Origin of the sequence: Terriglobus roseus DSM 18391 (assembly GCF_000265425.1) — a bacterium.
Taxonomy (GTDB): domain Bacteria; phylum Acidobacteriota; class Terriglobia; order Terriglobales; family Acidobacteriaceae; genus Terriglobus; species Terriglobus roseus.
In genome coordinates, this window is sequence record NC_018014.1 from 1,726,094 (window position 1) to 1,742,464 (window position 16,371).

13 protein-coding genes are annotated in these 16,371 nt (G+C 61.2%); 6 read left to right on the forward strand and 7 right to left on the reverse strand.

Going from position 1 to position 16,371, the window contains the following annotated elements:
* Nucleotides 1-17: 17 nt before the first annotated feature.
* Nucleotides 18-974: a UDP-glucuronic acid decarboxylase family protein gene (locus TERRO_RS07185; RefSeq protein WP_014785334.1), complete on the forward strand. Its 957-nt coding sequence runs from the start codon at nucleotides 18-20 to the stop codon at nucleotides 972-974.
* A gap of 164 nt (nucleotides 975-1,138) precedes the next feature.
* Here TERRO_RS07185 and TERRO_RS07190 read toward each other — a convergent pair whose 3' ends face one another.
* The 5 genes from TERRO_RS07190 to argJ all read right to left on the reverse strand — a co-directional run bounded on the left by TERRO_RS07190 (nucleotide 1,139) and on the right by argJ (nucleotide 8,479).
* On the reverse strand, nucleotides 1,139-3,037 hold the full coding sequence (locus TERRO_RS07190) for a capsule assembly Wzi family protein (RefSeq protein WP_245536242.1): 1,899 nt from the start codon (nucleotides 3,035-3,037) through the stop codon (nucleotides 1,139-1,141).
* Nucleotides 3,038-3,077: 40 nt separating this feature from the next.
* Nucleotides 3,078-3,788 carry a thiamine pyrophosphate-dependent enzyme gene (locus TERRO_RS07195; protein WP_014785336.1) on the reverse strand — a complete coding sequence of 237 codons (711 nt, stop codon included), beginning with the start codon at nucleotides 3,786-3,788 and terminating at the stop codon, nucleotides 3,078-3,080.
* A 147-nt stretch (nucleotides 3,789-3,935) separates the two neighbouring features.
* Nucleotides 3,936-6,611, reverse strand: a complete 2,676-nt coding sequence (aceE, locus tag TERRO_RS07200; protein ID WP_014785337.1) for a pyruvate dehydrogenase (acetyl-transferring), homodimeric type — start codon at nucleotides 6,609-6,611, stop codon at nucleotides 3,936-3,938.
* A gap of 108 nt (nucleotides 6,612-6,719) precedes the next feature.
* The gene (locus tag TERRO_RS21940; RefSeq protein ID WP_014785338.1) at nucleotides 6,720-7,232 is read right to left on the reverse strand and encodes an SRPBCC family protein; all 513 of its coding nucleotides are present in this window, start codon (nucleotides 7,230-7,232) and stop codon (nucleotides 6,720-6,722) included.
* 23 nt (nucleotides 7,233-7,255) lie between these two features.
* Entirely contained in the window at nucleotides 7,256-8,479 is a 1,224-nt protein-coding gene (gene argJ / locus TERRO_RS07210; protein ID WP_014785339.1) for a bifunctional glutamate N-acetyltransferase/amino-acid acetyltransferase ArgJ, read from the reverse strand.
* 118 nt (nucleotides 8,480-8,597) lie between these two features.
* On the opposite strand from argJ, the gene TERRO_RS23085 reads away from it, so the two are divergent.
* Nucleotides 8,598-8,936 (forward strand): hypothetical protein, encoded by a 339-nt coding sequence (locus TERRO_RS23085; RefSeq protein ID WP_157178283.1) that lies wholly within the window; start codon nucleotides 8,598-8,600, stop codon nucleotides 8,934-8,936.
* A 49-nt stretch (nucleotides 8,937-8,985) separates the two neighbouring features.
* Here the strand turns inward: TERRO_RS23085 and TERRO_RS07220 are convergent, their stop codons facing one another.
* Nucleotides 8,986-10,077, reverse strand: coding sequence for a Gfo/Idh/MocA family oxidoreductase (locus TERRO_RS07220; protein ID WP_014785341.1), 1,092 nt, complete (start codon nucleotides 10,075-10,077; stop codon nucleotides 8,986-8,988).
* Nucleotides 10,078-10,558: 481 nt separating this feature from the next.
* Here TERRO_RS07220 and TERRO_RS07225 point away from each other — a divergent pair, with 481 nt between their 5' ends.
* From TERRO_RS07225 to TERRO_RS07240, 4 genes are all read left to right on the forward strand, one after another.
* Nucleotides 10,559-12,142 (forward strand): TolC family protein, encoded by a 1,584-nt coding sequence (locus TERRO_RS07225; protein WP_014785342.1) that lies wholly within the window; start codon nucleotides 10,559-10,561, stop codon nucleotides 12,140-12,142.
* Between the two features lie 2 nt (nucleotides 12,143-12,144).
* The gene (locus TERRO_RS07230) at nucleotides 12,145-13,416 is read left to right on the forward strand and encodes an HlyD family secretion protein (protein ID WP_014785343.1); all 1,272 of its coding nucleotides are present in this window, start codon (nucleotides 12,145-12,147) and stop codon (nucleotides 13,414-13,416) included.
* A 93-nt stretch (nucleotides 13,417-13,509) separates the two neighbouring features.
* On the forward strand, nucleotides 13,510-13,692 hold the full coding sequence (locus TERRO_RS07235; protein ID WP_014785344.1) for a hypothetical protein: 183 nt from the start codon (nucleotides 13,510-13,512) through the stop codon (nucleotides 13,690-13,692).
* Nucleotides 13,693-14,232 (forward strand): 3-hydroxyacyl-CoA dehydrogenase NAD-binding domain-containing protein, encoded by a 540-nt coding sequence (locus TERRO_RS07240; protein WP_014785345.1) that lies wholly within the window; start codon nucleotides 13,693-13,695, stop codon nucleotides 14,230-14,232.
* Here TERRO_RS07240 and glgX read toward each other — a convergent pair.
* Complete coding sequence (gene glgX, locus TERRO_RS07245) at nucleotides 14,222-16,366, reverse strand: glycogen debranching protein GlgX (RefSeq protein ID WP_014785346.1); 2,145 nt, start codon at nucleotides 16,364-16,366, stop codon at nucleotides 14,222-14,224. The two genes, TERRO_RS07240 and glgX, sit on opposite strands and share 11 nt — an antisense overlap.
* Nucleotides 16,367-16,371 lie beyond the last annotated feature (5 nt).

A 16,371-nucleotide genomic window follows, 5' to 3' on the forward strand; every position in this document is an offset into this window, starting at 1 on the left:
AAGCAAGAAGGACGAAGATGGCTTGGAAGCGTGTGTTGATTACGGGTGCAGCGGGTTTTCTTGGCTCGCACCTGACGGATGCAGTTCTAGCTGAAGGTGCGGAGGTGATAGGTGTCGATAACCTCTGCACCGGATCGCTTGAGAACCTGCAGCACCTGAAGGGCAACGCGAAGTTTACCTTTCAGCAGCACGACATCTGCCATCCCTTCGACTTCGGCGAAGTGGACTATGTCCTCAACTTCGCCTCGCCGGCCAGTCCTGTCGATTACATGAAGCTGGGACCGGAGACGCTGCGCGTCGGTTCCGACGGCACGGTCAATGCCTTGGAATTGGCGAAGAAGTACAACGCAGGTTTCCTGCACGCGTCCACGTCCGAGTGCTACGGCGATCCAGAGGTTCATCCCCAGGTTGAGACCTATTGGGGCAACGTAAACCCCATTGGTCCGCGCTCGGTCTATGACGAGGCGAAGCGCTTTTCGGAGGCCACCATCATGGCTTACCAGCGCTACTACGGCGTTCGGACTAGCATGGTGCGCATCTTCAACACGTACGGCCCGCGTCTGCAGCCGAACGATGGCCGCGTCATCAGCAACTTGATGATGCAGGCTCTCGCAGGCGACGACCTCACAGTCTACGGTGACGGCGCTCAGACGCGTTCCTTCTGCTTCCAGTCCGACCTGGTGCGGGGCATCCTTGCACTCGCCAAGTCCGGCGAACCGCTGCCGACCAACATCGGCAACCCGGAGGAGTGGACAATCCTTGAGTGCGCGAAGACCGTTCTTGACGTGACCGGCTCGTCCAGCAAGATCGTCTACCGGCCCATGCCGCAGGACGATCCCAAGCAGCGTAAGCCCGACATCACGAAGGCTCGCTCGATCCTTGGCTGGGAGCCGAAGGTCAATCTGCGCGAAGGTCTGGAGATGTCCATGGACTACTTCAAGCAGCGCATCGCACAGGCGGCTGCTGCAAAGTAACTCCCGGAGTTTGAAGAACTTCCTAAGATCCCTCCGCATGCTGCACTTCAGCGCTGCGGAGGGATTTTTCTTTGGGCCGATGCGCTCGGGCAAGAACAGGTGGGCTATCGGGGACCGTGCTGCCGCAATAGGGCGCAGCACACGGTTGCCGTGAATGACGATATCTAGTGACGATCGAAGCCGGATTTTAACTTTGGATACCACGTCACCTGGAATGCGCCTGTAGTGCTGCTTTGCGGGCCAGCCTTCCATATCGGTGCCTTCCAGCGCTCCTCCTGGAACCATGCGTTCAGTTCCACGTCTCGTTTCAACCGTTTGATCACGTCGATGCGGAAGATGTCCTGCGTCGTTCCGCCCTCAATGAAGGATTTTGATGTCTTCTTCCGGAGGTACTGCGCCGTGATGGTTTCGTTGCCGGACAGGTGATATGTCACCCACGCCTGGCCGCCCTTGCCCTCGCGGCCCATCCAGTCACCCATGATGTTGCCATTACTGGTGTAGCCCTGCCGCTGGATGTCTTCAAAGTAGACGCCCCGGCCAAGGACACTGCGCGAGGTCACGTAGTCGGTGTAGGCACCTTCCACACGGAGATCCACCTTCGGCATAAAGGGCAGTCTCGTGATGTAGATGCCCGGCCGCCAGGCGGCACGGCGCGGTGCCGAGATGGGGAAGACGTCATCGTGCGTGACGGAATCTGCGTAGAGCGTGGCGATGTTGCGCAGGAACGGCAGACGGTACGAGAAGGAAAAGGCGCTGAAGCGAGCACCTGGATCCGCACGTGAGTATTTCTCTGCGGGCGAGGTGTCATTGACGTCGAAGAAACCCTTCAGGAACGTGTGCAGCGTGATGGGTGCGTGGCCTTGGCCGCCAAAGATGATGGTGCGCTGAAAGCCGAGCTGGAAGTTCTTGGTGGGCGCGAAATCGATCTTCTCGCTGTGTGCATAGGGATGCCGCGGGTAGGTATGACCCTGCAGACTGCCGATCATAAAGTCATATCGTACGTTGCCCAGCAGCCAGCTGACCACGGGGATATGCAGCGGTTCCACGCGGTTGAAGCGGAAGGCATACATGTTCTCTGCGTTGTTTGACCAGGCCATAGCTCCGCCGACGCCGGGCCCAAGCCACGAGTCCGCCTTGCCGAACGAAATCTCATGTCCCAAAACGTGGGCAGAGGCGGTTGCCTGGAGTACGCGGAAGCGGTTGGCTGCTGGTACGGGCCCTGCGGGGATGGTCGGCTGCGGCGCGTTCAGTCCGCCGAACAGATTGTTGGGCGCGTTGTAGGTAATTCCGTCCAGCAAGGACAAGGACTGTGTCAGCGGCAGGTTGTAGCCTTCGTAGCTGGGCGCATGCTGCAGCTCGCCGCGAAAGTAGAGTGAAAACGGCCCAAGCTCGCCTGTCGCCGAGAAGCCGTCATAGCTGTTGAAGCCACTGGAGTATGGGCGTCCGTAGTCGTTGTTGAAGGTCTGACCCAGGTGATAGCTGTCACGCAGAACTGTTCCGCCAACCACGCGAGCGCCGACGTAAGCCGAGCTGAGACCGTAGACGAGTCCGCGTTTTTTGAAGGGCAGAGAGTTTGAGGAAGGCTCATCTCTCAGCTCGTAATACAGCTTGTCCAGAAGCTCCTCGGCCTGTTCGTCGCCGTTATAACGGATATCGCTCTCGGACAGATCCAGCATGTGCAGGACGCTGCGGCGTGTCCACGGGCGGAGCGAAAGGAACGCCGTATCCAGGTAACCCATGGAGTAGAGGCGCAGCAGTGCAGGGTACATCCAGCTGTCCATCGGGATATAAGGCGAACTGAGCCACTCGCCGGTGGGGACGGTCTCGCCGTCCTGCGTATAGCCAGTGCGCGCCACGACAGGCTGCGTGACGGGAGCGGTCGTAACAGCCGTCTGCGCGCCCGCTGATGCGGAAGAGGATGCCGGAGGCATCGTCTGTGCAGACGCTGCAACGCCGCCGAGAGCGATACAGACACCTGCGGACCAGGAGGCTACAGGGAGGGTATGGCGGCAGAAGCGCCGCGATGTTAGCGATCGCGCAGGGGGGAAGAGGGAATCGGCCACACGGAGATTCTAACTGCCCGGCCCCTGCGACGTTCTCTCTCTATGTCGAGGAGATATCGTTTTGTGGCAACAAGCCTCGGACCCGCAGCCGCTGCTCCATGCCTGCGAGAGCGTCGGGTGCGCCGTCCAGGCGAGTCGCCTGGATGATGGCTCCGCCCCATCCGTTGCGAGCCCGCAGCATAGCTTCCTGCACCACGCGGCAGACGGCAACTGCATCGGCGTCGTCAACGGGCAGGATCGGCACCTTCGTGCCCAGCGCGCGGCGCTGTGCGTCGGCACGGGATAACGGTTCGGAGCGTACGACGACGATCAGCGGCAGATCGTTCTGCGCGATCAGTGATAGCACACCATCCAACGCGGGGTAGCCACGCAGAAGCGCTACCGTCACAGCACGTACGCCTGTGGTCCGTGCTGTTTCAGCGTGCTGTAACGCCATGCCGGCGGCGACGGCCGCGCACTCCTCTCCACGACCCGGGCAAACGATCGAGTGAAGCGATGAAACCTCAATGGGGAAGTAGGCGGCGAGGGCTGCTTTTGCAAGAGGATCTTCGCCCTCAGTCAGCAGCGTATCTCGCCGATGCATCTGCGATAGCAGCGCGGCATGCAGCGCCTCTGGCTGCGCGATCATGGCAGCACGATCGGCGCGCGAAAGGCCTTCTGTAGCGGCTCTGTCACGCTTCGTAAGGCGCAACTGTTGCATGGTGGTGTACATGCTGCGCATGGCAGCGTCGCTGATGAGCGGCTTACCCAAAGTGGTTCATCCTCGAATCGAAAGCTATGGTGTGTGGTTGAGTATCGCATCCTTCGCGTTTAAGAAACGAGCTCGGACTCGAAGAGTATCCCCGCAAGAGGAAAGGGCGCTGACAGAAGTCAGCGCCCTCCTTGATACGAACAACGATTACTTCTTGGAAGGATCAGTACCCTCGGTGTCGATACCCAGATCGGCGAATGCCTTCTGAGCAACTTTGGCCTTGACGCTGCCCTCGCGCACCAGCTTGGATAGTGTTGCTGCCACGATGGCTGCGGCATCCACTTCAAAGTGGCGGCGCAGGTGTTCGCGGTTGTCGCTGCGACCGAAGCCGTCGGTACCCAGTGTTACCAGGCGTGAACCGAGCCATGGTGCCAGTGAGTCCGGCATGACCTTCATGTAATCGCTCGCGGCGACGATGGGGCCGTTCGATCCGGTGAGTGCCTGAAGAAGATAGGGCTGCTTCTCCTTCTCGGCGGGATGCAGCCGGTTCCAACGCTCGACGTCGAGTGCGTTCCGGCGCAGTTCCGTGTAGCTGGGGACAGACCAGACATCCGCCTCGACGTTGTACTTGGTCGAGAGGATCTCCTGCGCCTTGAGAACTTCGTTCATGATGGTGCCCGAACCGAAGAGCTGCACTGAAGCAGCGCCCTTTGCCGCGGCCTTGAACTTGTACAGGCCGCGCAAAATGCCCTCGCGGACGTTGTCGCCCTGCGGCATCTCCGGGTGGACGTAGTCCTCGTTGTACATGGTGACGTAGTAGAAGATCTGCTCGTCATCCGCGTACATGCGCTTAAGTCCGTCCTGCAGAATGATCGCGAGTTCGTAAGCGAACGCGGGATCGTAGCTGATGCAGGTGGGAATGGTGCTGGACAACACGTGCGAGTGACCGTCCTGGTGCTGCAGACCTTCGCCAAGCATGGTCGTGCGACCGGCAGTGCCGCCCATCAGGAAGCCCTTGCCACGCGAGTCTGCGAAGGCCCAGGCCATGTCGCCGATGCGCTGAAAGCCGAACATCGAGTAGTACATGTAGAAGGGAACGGACGGCAGGTTGTAGTTCGCATACGCGGTGCCTGCGGCCGTGAAGCTGGCCATCGATCCGGCTTCCGTGATGCCCTCTTCTAGGATCTGGCCGTCCTTCTCCTCGCGGTAGCTCAGCAGCACATCGCTGTCATGCGGGATGTACTTCTGGCCTTCGCTGGCGTAGATGCCGACCTGCTTGACGGCAGACTCCATGCCGAAGGTACGGCCCTCGTCGGGCACGATCGGGACGATCAGCTTGCCAATCTCTTTGTCCTTCATCAGAGCGCGCAAGATAGCGACGAAGACCATCGTGGTCGAGACAGCACGGCCCTTAGATCCGCCGAGCCACTCCTTGAAGAAGTCGACTGTGGGGGCGGCGAAGGTGAATGGCTTGACCTCGCGCTTGGGCAGATAGCCACCCAGGTTGGCGCGATGCTCCTGCATGTACTTGAGTTCAGGCGCGTCCTCGGAAGGCTTCCAGGGCTTGCCAGCAGCAGCCTGTTCTTCCGGCACAGGAATGTCGAAGCGCTTGACGAAGGCGACTACGCCCTCATCGGTCAGCTTCTTCTCGTTGTGCGCGGCGTTGCGGCCTTCGGTGGTTGCGAAGCCGTAGCCCTTGACGGTCTTGGCGAGGATGACGGTCGGTCCGCCCTTGTGCTCTACGGCCTGCTTGTAGGCGTTGTAGACCTTCAGGGGATCGTGCCCACCGCGGTGCAGGCGGCCAAGCTGCTCGTCGGACATGTCCTTCACCAGCTCCAGCAGCTCCGGGTACTTACCGAAGAAGTGCTGGCGCAGGTAGGCGCCGCCCTTGGCCTTATATGCCTGGAAGTCTCCGTCGACGCACTCTTCCATGCGCTTCAACAGCAGGCCGGTGTGGTCGCGCTCGAAGAGCGCATCCCAGTCCGAACCCCAGACGACCTTGATGACATTCCAGCCGCAACCGCGGAAGTGCGCTTCGAGTTCGTCGATGATGCGTTTGTTGCCGCGGACCGGGCCGTCGAGGCGCTGCAGGTTGCAGTTGACGACGAAGATCAGGTTGTCGAGGTTTTCGCGTGCGCCGAGCGTGAGTGCGCCGAGCGTATCGACTTCGTCCGACTCGCCGTCGCCGACGAATGCCCAGACCTTACGGTCGGTGACGGGAATCAGCTTGCGGTTCTCAAGGTAGCGCATGAAGCGCGCTTGATAAATGGCGTTCAGCGGGCCGATGCCCATGGAAACAGTGGGGAACTGCCAGAAGTCCTGCATGAGCCACGGGTGCGGATAGCTGGAGAGGCCGGCGTGGTCGCGCAGTTCGTGGCGGAAGTTGGTCAGGTGCTCTTCGGACAGGCGGCCTTCGAGGAAAGCGCGGCCGTAGACGCCGGGGGAGGCGTGGCCCTGGAAGTAGATGAAGTCGCCGGGCTGATCGCCGTAGCTGCCGTGGAAGAAGTGGTTGAATCCCACTTCCAGCAGCGTGGCGAGCGAGGAGTACGTCGAGATGTGGCCGCCGATGCCGGCGTCCTTCTTATTCTGGCCGTGGACCATGGCCATGGCGTTCCAGCGAATGAGCGCTTCAATGCGCTTTTCCATGTCGCGGTCGCCGGGATAGGGCACTTCATCGTGCTTTGGAATGGTGTTGCGGTAGGGCGTGGCGAGCTCGTTTTCGGCGTGAACACCGGCTTCTCGCGCGCGTTGACGCAGTGCTGTCATCAGGTCGGCGCCTTGTTGGGGGCCTTCCGCGACAATCATTTCGTCAAACGCTTCAATCCACTCGGCAATCTCTTGTTGCAGATCGCTCGCCGGGGGCACAGCTACATTGGTCGCCATAATGCTCCAGAAATGGTGTCACTCTGACACGCTTGAATCGTCTCAGACTGCACAGTCTTCACCGGAGCAATTATAAGTGGGAAGCGCATACCGTATAAGCACGGTCAGCTACTTGACAGGCCTAGGCTCCCCGCCGAACGACTCCGACAGTTGTTTGACGACCTGGCGCGAGAGGTAGTTGGGTCCAACGAGCAACATGAAGAATCGCCAGCTCGGATGCTGGATGATGACGGTCTCGGTCATCTGGAGGCGGGTCTGGGTGGGGGAGACGGCGTCGAGCTGGTAGATCCAGGTGCCGCGGAAGTTGCCAGGGCTGGAGAGACCGACCTCCCGCAGGCGGGGGGCGGTGCTGACCTCGACGCACATCATGATGGGCAGCTTGCCGGCGGTCTCCTGCCAGCAGGGGCGACCGTTCACCGAGCGGGCCGGGCTGACGCTGAGGCCTTTGCGCCAGGTGGGCTGATCCTGGACGTCGGCGATGCGTTCCCAGACTGCGGACTGGCTGGCGGGGACGATGGCGGTGTAGCTTGCGGTGTGATCGAGCGGCTGCATGTAGCCGATGCCCCAGGCAGCCACGATCAGAACGATCACCACGAGAACGATAGCCAGTAGTCGCCGCATCTCCCAGATCCTCCGCAGCGCTTTTAGGTCGAGTAGTCCGCGTTGATGTGGACGTATTCGACGGTGAGATCGCAGGTCAGGAACTTTGAGCGGCCGGGGCCGGAACCAAAGTCGATTGCGATGGTGTATTCGCGCTGCTGCATCTTTTCATGGACCGCGGCTTCGTCATAGCCCGCATCGCGCATACCGTGATCGAAAACGCGCACGCCGCCAATGGTGATGGTGACGTTCTCCGCTGCGAAGGGCACGCCTGCGTAGCCTGCGGCGCAGAGGATCCGCCCCCAGTTGGGATCGGCGCTGGACCATGCGGTCTTGCAGAGTGGGGAGTGTGCGATGGACTTTGCGATGATCTTTGCCGCCGTGTCGTCCGGCAGGCCGGAGACGTCGAGGGTGACGACGTGCGTCACGCCTTCGCCGTCGTCGATGACGGCGTGCGCGAGTTCGTTGCAGACACGCTGTAGCTCATTGCAGAACTCGTCCTGGAAGCTGCGCTGCACGCTGTCCCAACGGACACCGCTGGCGCCGCTGGCGAGGATGAGGACGGTGTCGTTGGTGGAGGTGTCGCCGTCGACCGAGATGGAGTTGAAGCTGGCCTCGACTGCGGGTTCGAGCAGAGCGCGCAGGTCGGCAGGCTCGATATGCAGGTCGGTGAAGAGATAGACGAGCATCGTCGCGTGCGGCGGTCCGAGCTGTGGGCCGATCATGCCGGCACCCTTGCAGCAGCCGAAGATGCGGACGGAGCTTTCGGCATCTTCGAGCGAAGCCTGCGACACCTTCATCTTAGTGTCGGTGGTCATGATGGCGGTGGCGAAGTCTTCCGCTGCGGCCTGATTGTTGGCGAGGCGGGATTGTGCGTTGGGGAGGGCCGCGGTCAGCTTTTCGACGGGCAGCGGCACGCCGATGATGCCAGTGGAGGACGGGAAGACCTGGTCGGCGGGGCAGTCGAAGATCTCGCCGGCGCGGCCGCATGTCTGCTCGGCGACCTGAATGCCCTGGGGGCCGGTGGCGCAGTTGGCGTTGCCGGCGTTGACGACGAGCGCGCGTACGCGGCCCTGGGTGGCAGCCATGTTGCGACGGCCGACGGTGACGGGCGCGGCGACGACCTGATTCTTCGTGAACATGACCGCGGCGGATGCGGCACGGTCGGCTACGGCAACGGCGACGTCGGTGCGGCCGCTGGCCTTGATGCCTGCTTTGACAGCAGCCCAGCGAAAGCCGCGGGGCAGTTCCTTACGTATTGAGGGCAATGATGTTTCCTTCCTGCTCGAGCTGGGCCACGAAGAAGCTTCCTTCCTCACGCGTTGGTGATGTGCGGGGCGAAAGCTAAACCTCAGGGGCTAAAGCCCGGTCTATCGATGAAGTTTGTTGGCACAGCTGAAGCTGTGCCCTTCCGGTCAATTGGCATTCTCAGTTATTGAGGCTTTGCCCTTCCACGCAATCGCATCCTCAGTTGTTGAGGCTTTGCCCTTCCACGCAATTGCATTCTCAGTTGTTGAGGCTTTGCCCTTCCACGCAATTGCATTCTCAGTTGTTGAGGCTTTGCCCTTCCACGCAATTGCATTCTCAGTTGTTGAGGCTTTGCCCTTCCGCGCAATTGCATTCTCAGTGGTTGAGGCTTTGCCGTTCCACGCCATTGGCATTCTTGTCGTTGCGGCTGTGCGCTTCCGCACGACTGCATCCTCATTGTTCAGGCAGTGCCCCTGAGCCATCGCCATCCCGTGCGCAATGTCTTTGGGCTGCTTGACAGCGCCTCTTACCAGCCGGTGCTGTCGACGCGGACGGTGGCGCCGGTGCGTTGGCTTTCCATGGCGAGTTCGATGATGCGCGCGACGCGGACGGCGCAACGGGCGGTGACCTGTGGTTCGGCTGTGCCGAGGATGGCGTCGGCAACGTTCTGGTAGAAGCCGCGGTAGTCGCCGGGAAGTGTCGGGACCTTATCGGTGACGAGATCCGAGGGCTTCGCGGTGTCGGGTGCGGTGGTGAGTGTGCCCCAGCGCTCTTCGGGTTCCGCGAGCCAGGTCGTTGCAGAGCCCAGGACGGGTGGCAGGGTACCTGCGAGGATGGTCGGCTCTTGCGGATCGAGACCGTACTTTACATAGGTACCGCCGGTGCCGTTGAGGCGGTAGCGCGGGCCGGCTTCCGCTGCGAGGACGGTCGTGCCCAGACGGACGGTCATGGTGCGGTCACGACCTGTCGGGAAGACGAGCGTGAGGTCGAAGGCGTCCGGTACCTTGCCTACGTTGCGGTCGTGGCGGAGGTTTGCGGTGATGGTCGATGGGTGTCCGAAGAGTGTGAGGGCCTGATCGATGAGGTGGGGTCCGATGTCAAAGAGCTGGCCGCCGCCCTCTTCCTCTTCACGCCATGCGCCGGGCTTGGGGTCTGGGCGGTAGCGGTCAAAGCGGGACTCGAGTGTGACGGCGCGACCAACCTTACCTTCCTGAAGGAGCTTGCGGAGCGTCTGAAAGTCGCCATCCCAGCGGCGGTTGTGGAAAGGGAAGAGCATGACGTTTTTTTGGCGGGCGAGTTTCTCCAACTCTTCTGCCTGGGCGAGCGTAGTGGTCATGGGCTTGTCGCAGACGACGTGTTTGCCTGCCTGAAGGGCCTGCTTCGTGAAGTCATAGTGCGATGGCGTGGGTGTGCCGATGACAACGAGTTCGACATCGCTTGCGAGCAGATCTTCATAGCTGCGCACCTGTACGGCCTCCGGGTAGGCCTGCTTTGCCGTGTCTCCCGTGCGCTGGACGATAGCTGCGAGCTGCAGCGACGGCACCGCCGCGACGAAGGGTGCGTGAAAGACGCGGCCAGCGAGGCCAAAACCAACGACTCCAGTACGAATGCGGCGCAAGTGATTCTCCTTCGAGGCCCGATGCGGGCCTGCATGCGTGAGCGAAACGCGAAGCAACAGGATAGAACGCAAGGGGAGTGGATGTGTGAACAACTGTGAGCGAGTGTCGCGAGGGTCTGCTGTCGTGTCATTCCGCGCCACTGTTTATCTTGTGCTGGGGCCGCCGGGTCGGCGGGTGTGAGAGCGGAGAAGTCACCGGGCACCTTTCCTGCATTACGACCGTACTTGGCAGAGCAGAGCGGGGCGCGCAAAAGGCCGGAGCGGGTGAGATTTTGGTTTCTGCAGCGGAAGAGCGGGTCCTGGTGGAGGGATTTCGCTTGCACCATATGTGTTGCAGACTGAAATGAACCCAATTCGTCCTTCTGGTCTGGCAAGGCGAACATTTTCTGCATCGAAGGCGCGGGTGGACGGCATCAGATAGGCAACGCTGACGATTTGCCACTCCGAGCGCATTGACCGATGGGTCAGTGGCGGAGGTTGAGTGAACGCAGCAGCAATGGAGCGTATGACGCAACACGATCGAGCATGGAGCAGTACCCCTCGCCCGGGGCTGTGGGCGACGGCGGTTCTAGCCGCGTTTCTCCCGATGGCGGCGGTCGCGCAGATGGCATCGCAGGGCAGCAATGGCCAGAGCCAGGGATCTTCTGCGGGCGGCCGCAGCGCCAGTGGACCGGCGACGGTGCAGGCAGCGCAGCAGACGCTGCAGACCATCTCAAGCAGCGGACAGACGCAGGGCAGCGTGAATGGTGTCAGCCAGAACGACTACAAGGGTTCGCTGATCCAGGGCAAGGCTACCGATGGCGTTCTGGAGTTAACTCTGGACGACGCGATTCAGCGCGGGTTCCGCAACAACCTTGGCATCATTCTGCAGAGTTCGGCTGTGCAGAGCGCTTCGGGTACGCGTCTTCAGCAGTTGCAGCAATTATTGCCGACGGTGACCGGTTCCGCGACCTACACAGTGCAGCAGGTCAACCTGGCTGCGTATGGTTTGAGCTTTCCCGGTATTAAGCAGATTGTTGGACCGTTTCAGGTCTTCGACTTCCGCGCGTACCTTTCGCAGTCGCTGTTGAACATCAACAGCATCCAGAACTACCTGGCTGCGAAGCATAATTTTCAGGGTGCAAAGCTGTCGGCGGAGGATGCGCGGAACCTGGTCGTGCTGACCGTTGGTAACGCTTATCTGCTCTGCATCGCCGATGCCTCGCGCATTGAGGCTGCTCAGGCTGAGAAGGCGAATGCAAAGGTTTCGCTGGATCAGGCGACGGCGAATCACGAGGCCGGCACCAGCCCCAAGCTGGACGTGCTGCGTGCGCAGGTCGATTTTCAGAACACGGATCAACAGTTGATCCAGTCGCAGAACCAGTTGGAGAAGGACAAGCTGGCACTGGCGCGGGCGATCGGCCTGCCGCTGGACCAGAAGTTCCATGTATCCGATGCATCGCCTTACTCGGCCGCAACGCCGACAACGCCGGAGCAGGCTTTTGCCGACGCACTGAAGAGTCGCAAGGATCTTGCCGGTGCGGAAGAGCGAGTGAAGGGTGCGGAGTCGCAGAAGTCTGCGGCGAAGGCTGAGTACTATCCCACGGTGAGCGTGAACGGCGACTATGGCGATCTGGGTACGACGATCGGCCATTCGCATGGAACGTACACCGCTACGGGCGAAGTCTCTGTGCCGATCCTGCAGATTGCGAAGACGCGCGGCGATATCGCCGTGGCGGATGCGAATCTGCAGCAGCAGCGTGCACGTTACAGCGACCAGGTGCAGCAGATCAACGCGGATGTTCGCGACGCTCTGCTGGATATCGAGGCTGCAGCGAAGCTGGTTGAGGCGACCAAGTCCAACGTGGATCTTGCCAACGAAGCGTTGACAGAGGCGCAGCAGCGCTTCCGCGCGGGTGTGGCGGACAATCTTGCCGTGTCGGATGCGCAGTCGCAGACGCAACAGGCAAACGATCAATACATTAGCGCGCTCTACCAGCACAATGTGGCGAAACTTTCGCTGGCGCGCGCGGTCGGCTATGCCGGCACGAACTATAAACAGGCTCTTCAACTCGGAGGAAAGTGATCGTGGCAGATTCCGATCAGCAACAAGCTGGCAATCAACAGCAGGACAACAATCAGGCAGACGCTCCCAAGCAGGACAACAAGCCTGATGTGACGGAGACGCCGCCCGCTAAGGCACGTCGCAAGTTCATCATCATTGCGGTGGTGCTCCTGCTGGTGCTTACGGCCGGGTTCTTCTACTGGCGCTCGACCTACACGGAAGATACGGACGACGCGCAGGTTGATGGCGATCTGTACCAGGTATCGGCTCGCGTGAGCGGCCAGGTCATCAAGGTGAACGTGACCGACAACCAGAAGGTAAATGCCGGCGATCTGATTGCAGAGATCGATCCGCGCGACTACCAGGTTGCACTGGAGCAGGCAGAGGCGCAGCTTGCCAATGCGAAGGCCAGCTACACGCAGGCCAATGCGAACGTGCCGATTACCAGCGTGCAGTCACGGACGCAGGTCAGCACCTCAGGGTCTGACGTTGCAACCGCAGAGGCCGCAGTGGCGCAGCAGCAGAAGAATGTAGCTGCAGCACAGGCTCGCGTGGAGCAGGCGAAGGCGAATGCACTGAAGGCTCAGCTTGACGTGGAGCGCTATACACCGCTCGTCGCCAAGGATGTCATCAGCAAGCAGCAGTTCGATCAGGCCGTGGCACAGGCTTCCGCAACCAATGCGGCGTTGCTTGAGGCACAGCAGAACGTGATCGCACAGCAGGCCGGTGTGACGCAGGCCCAATCGAAGGTAGCCAGTGCACGCAGTGATGCGCAGCAGGCTCGCGAGAATGGCCCCAAGCTGGTCCAGGTGCAGCAGGCTCGCGCACAGGCGGCGAATGCCGACATCATGACGGCGCAGGCGAAGGTGGACCAGGCGAAGTTGAACCTGAGCTACTGCCACATCACTGCACCGACGACCGGCATCATCAATCGGAAGAATGTTTCGACGGGCCAGAACATCTCGATCGGCCAGAACATGCTGACGATTATCCCGCTGGACAATCTCTGGATCACGGCGAACTTCAAGGAAACGCAGCTTGAGAAGATGAAGGTCGGTCAGGCCGTTACTTTCTCTGTGGATGCGCTTGGTGGCCGCAAGTATAAGGGTCGCCTGACGCAGGTGGGCGGTGCAACGGGTTCACGCCTGTCGCTCTTCCCGCCGGAGAATGCGACCGGTAACTACGTGAAGGTGGTGCAGCGTATCCCGGTCCGTATCGACATCGATAAGGGCGAGAACGACGATCACCTGCTGCGCCCCGGCTATTCGGTGGTGCCGGACGTGGACATCAAGTAACTGCGGTTGTTTCACGAGAGAGGCACGGCTTTGGGCCGTGCCTCTTGTCTTTGCGCATGATCGACTACACTGCTGTAGAAGGAGTTTTGCCGTATGCCGCTGTCCGGAGAAGCAATTCGCACCATGAACTACGTCGACGATATTTCTGTGACGCTGCGTCGCATCCACGCCGTTCTGCCTTCGCTGACGCCGGAAGAGCGCGCGCGCGTTGCCGAGCACATCTCCAAGGCCGAGCCGAGCTATGCTTCGGTGGTCGCGGCGATCGAGACGAAGTAGTTGACGTCCGTAACCGATCCTTTTGCACGACGTGTAACGGGCCCGCTGACGCTCGCGCTGATTGGCGCGGGCAAGGCGGGCCGTTCGCTTGCTGCGCTGGCCGTCCGCGCGGGGCATCGCGTGGTTCTGGAAGACGTGATGCCGGCGAAGCTGCGCGAAGCACTGGAAGAGATTCCGACCGAGGGCATGCCTGGCACGCTGGAGACGGTCACGACCGTTGAGGACGCCGTTCGCGAGGCGGACCTGGTGATCGATTTTGTGCCGGATGAGCTGGAGTCAAAGCTCGAGATCGTGTGCATGGTCGACCGTATGGCGCCGCCAAAGACGGTGATGTGCATCCAGACGCGGGCGTTGAATGTGACCGACCTGGCGAGCTGCACGTATCGCGCGGATCGCTGTGTGGGACTGGTCTTCGACGAGCGCACTACGGTTCGTCGGGGGATCAAGACGTCCGACGAGACGATGGCGCTGGTGGAGGCGTTCGCACGCTCGTGCGGTGCCGCTGTCGATGTGCGCGACGAGACTCCGATTACGCTGTAAGTTCTGCCTTTGCCTGCGAAAGATCCTTCACGAAGAGCGCCAGTGATTGCGTCTTGACGAGGTACGTCGCGGTGATCTCTGCTGTGTCTTCTGTGGCGTCCTGGTCGGTGTCGACCAGCAGGCGCCATTTGCCGTTTGTGGGCAGCGTGAAGTTTGCGTCCTGGTGATAGTCGTTCACGATGAGGAAGAGGGATTCGGTGTGGCCCCGTTCGGCCAGGCCGGAGGGCCGGGCTTCGCCGTCGATCATCATGCCGAAGCACTGCGGTGTATCGCCGCTCCAAGTGCTACGTTGCGTCTCTGAGCCGTCGGGCAGGAACCAGCAGAGTTCGCGGATGCCGGACTCAGCATCGAGTTCGTCGTGCAGGTATCGGTTGCTGCGGAGGACGGGGTAGCGGTGGCGCAGGGCGAGCAGCTTCTTCGTGAAGGCGAGCGTGGAGGTGTTGCTCTCGCGGAGACTCCAGTCGACCCAGCTGATGTCGTTGTCCTGGCAGTAGGCGTTATTGTTGCCGCGCTGCGTGCGCGCGAATTCGTCGCCGCCGAGGATCATGGGCGTGCCCTGGGACAGCAGTAGTGTCGCCATAAGGTTGCGCATCTGGCGGCCGCGCAGGGCGAGGATGTTGGCGTCGTCGGTGGGCCCTTCGACGCCGCAGTTCCAGGAGCGATTGTCGTTGCTGCCGTCGCGGTTGTTCTCACCGTTGTCGAGGTTGTGCTTGTCGTTGTAGCTGACGAGGTCGCCCATGGTGAAGCCGTCGTGTGCGGTGATGAAGTTGACGCTGGTCCAGGGACGGCGGCCGTGGTGGTCGAAGATCTCGGGGGAGCCTGTGAGGGACTTGGCGAGGTCGGTGCTGTTGTCGCGTCCGATCCAGAAGCCGCGCGAGCGGTCGCGGAAGGTGTCGTTCCACTCCATCCAGCCGGGAGGAAATTCGCCGACACGATAGCCGCCGGGGCCGATGTCCCAAGGTTCTGCGATGAGTTTGACGCGGCTTAGGACGGGATCCTGCATGACGACTTTCAGGAAGCCGCTGCCGCGATCGAAGCCGCCGGGTTCGCGCGCGAGGATGGTGCCGAGGTCAAAGCGGAAGCCGTCGACGTGTGTCTCCAAAACCCAATAGCGGAGGCTGTCGCAGATCATCTGCAGGACGCGCGGGTGGTTGACGTTGACGGTGTTGCCGGTGCCGGTGTCGTTAATGTAGTAGCGGCGATTCTCGGCGTGCAGGCGGTAGTAGCTGGCGTTGTCGATGCCCTTGAAGGAGAGGGTCGGGCCGCGTTCATTGCCTTCTGCGGTGTGGTTGTAGACGACGTCGAGAATGACCTCGATGCAGTGCTCGTGATACTGCGCCACCATGGTCTTGAACTCCTGCAGCGCGCGCTTGGGATCTGCGGCGTAGCGCGGGTCGGGAGCGAAGAAGCCGATGGTGTTATAGCCCCAGTAGTTGGTGAGGTTGATGTCGCGCAGGTGCGACTCATCCATGAAGGTCTGGATGGGGAGAAGCTCGATGGAGGTGACGCCGAGGGACTCGATGTGGTCGATCACAGGTTTGGAGCCGAGGCCGGCGTAGGTTCCGCGCAGGTTTTCGGGTAGGTCCGGATGAAGTTTGGTGTAGCCCTTGGCGTGGATTTCGTAGAGTACGGTTGCGTCCCATGCGACGCGGCAAGTGCGGGGCGCGCTGATGTTGTCATGCCATGCGAAGTGCGGGTCAGTGACGAGGCACTTGGGCATGCAGGAGGCGCTGTCGCGCGTGTCGAAGGTGGTGTCGTCACCGGTCTCGACGATGTAGCCGAAGATCTCCGGTCCCCACTTGAGGCTGCCGGTGTGGGCGGTTGCGTAGGGGTCGAGGAGCAGTTTGTTGTGGTTGAAGCGGTGGCCTTCGCTGGGTTCGTAGGGGCCGTAGACCCTATAGCCGTAGGCGGTGCCGGGCGGCAGGCCTTCGATGTAGACGTGCCAGATGCCGTCCGTGTATTCGGGCAGGGTGATGCGCTCGAGTTCGTGTTCGCCGGTCTCGTCGAAGAGGCACAGCTCGACCCGTTGGGCGTTGTCACTGAAGAGGGAGAAGTTCGTGCCGCTGCCATCCCAGGTTGCGCCGCGTGGGTTGGGTGAGCCCTCGCGGATTCGATAACGTGATGTCTGGGTCAATTGCG

Bases quoted from the DNA above. Each gene is read 5' to 3' on its own strand.
- TERRO_RS07185 (WP_014785334.1), top strand. From the start codon at position 18: ATGGCTTGGAAGCGTGTGTTGATTACGGGTGCAGCGGGTTTTCTTGGC.
- TERRO_RS07235 (WP_014785344.1), top strand. From the start codon at position 13,510: ATGCCGCTGTCCGGAGAAGCAATTCGCACCATGAACTACGTCGACGAT.
- aceE (WP_014785337.1), bottom strand. From the start codon at position 6,611: ATGGCGACCAATGTAGCTGTGCCCCCGGCGAGCGATCTGCAACAAGAG.
- TERRO_RS21940 (WP_014785338.1), bottom strand. From the start codon at position 7,232: ATGCGGCGACTACTGGCTATCGTTCTCGTGGTGATCGTTCTGATCGTG.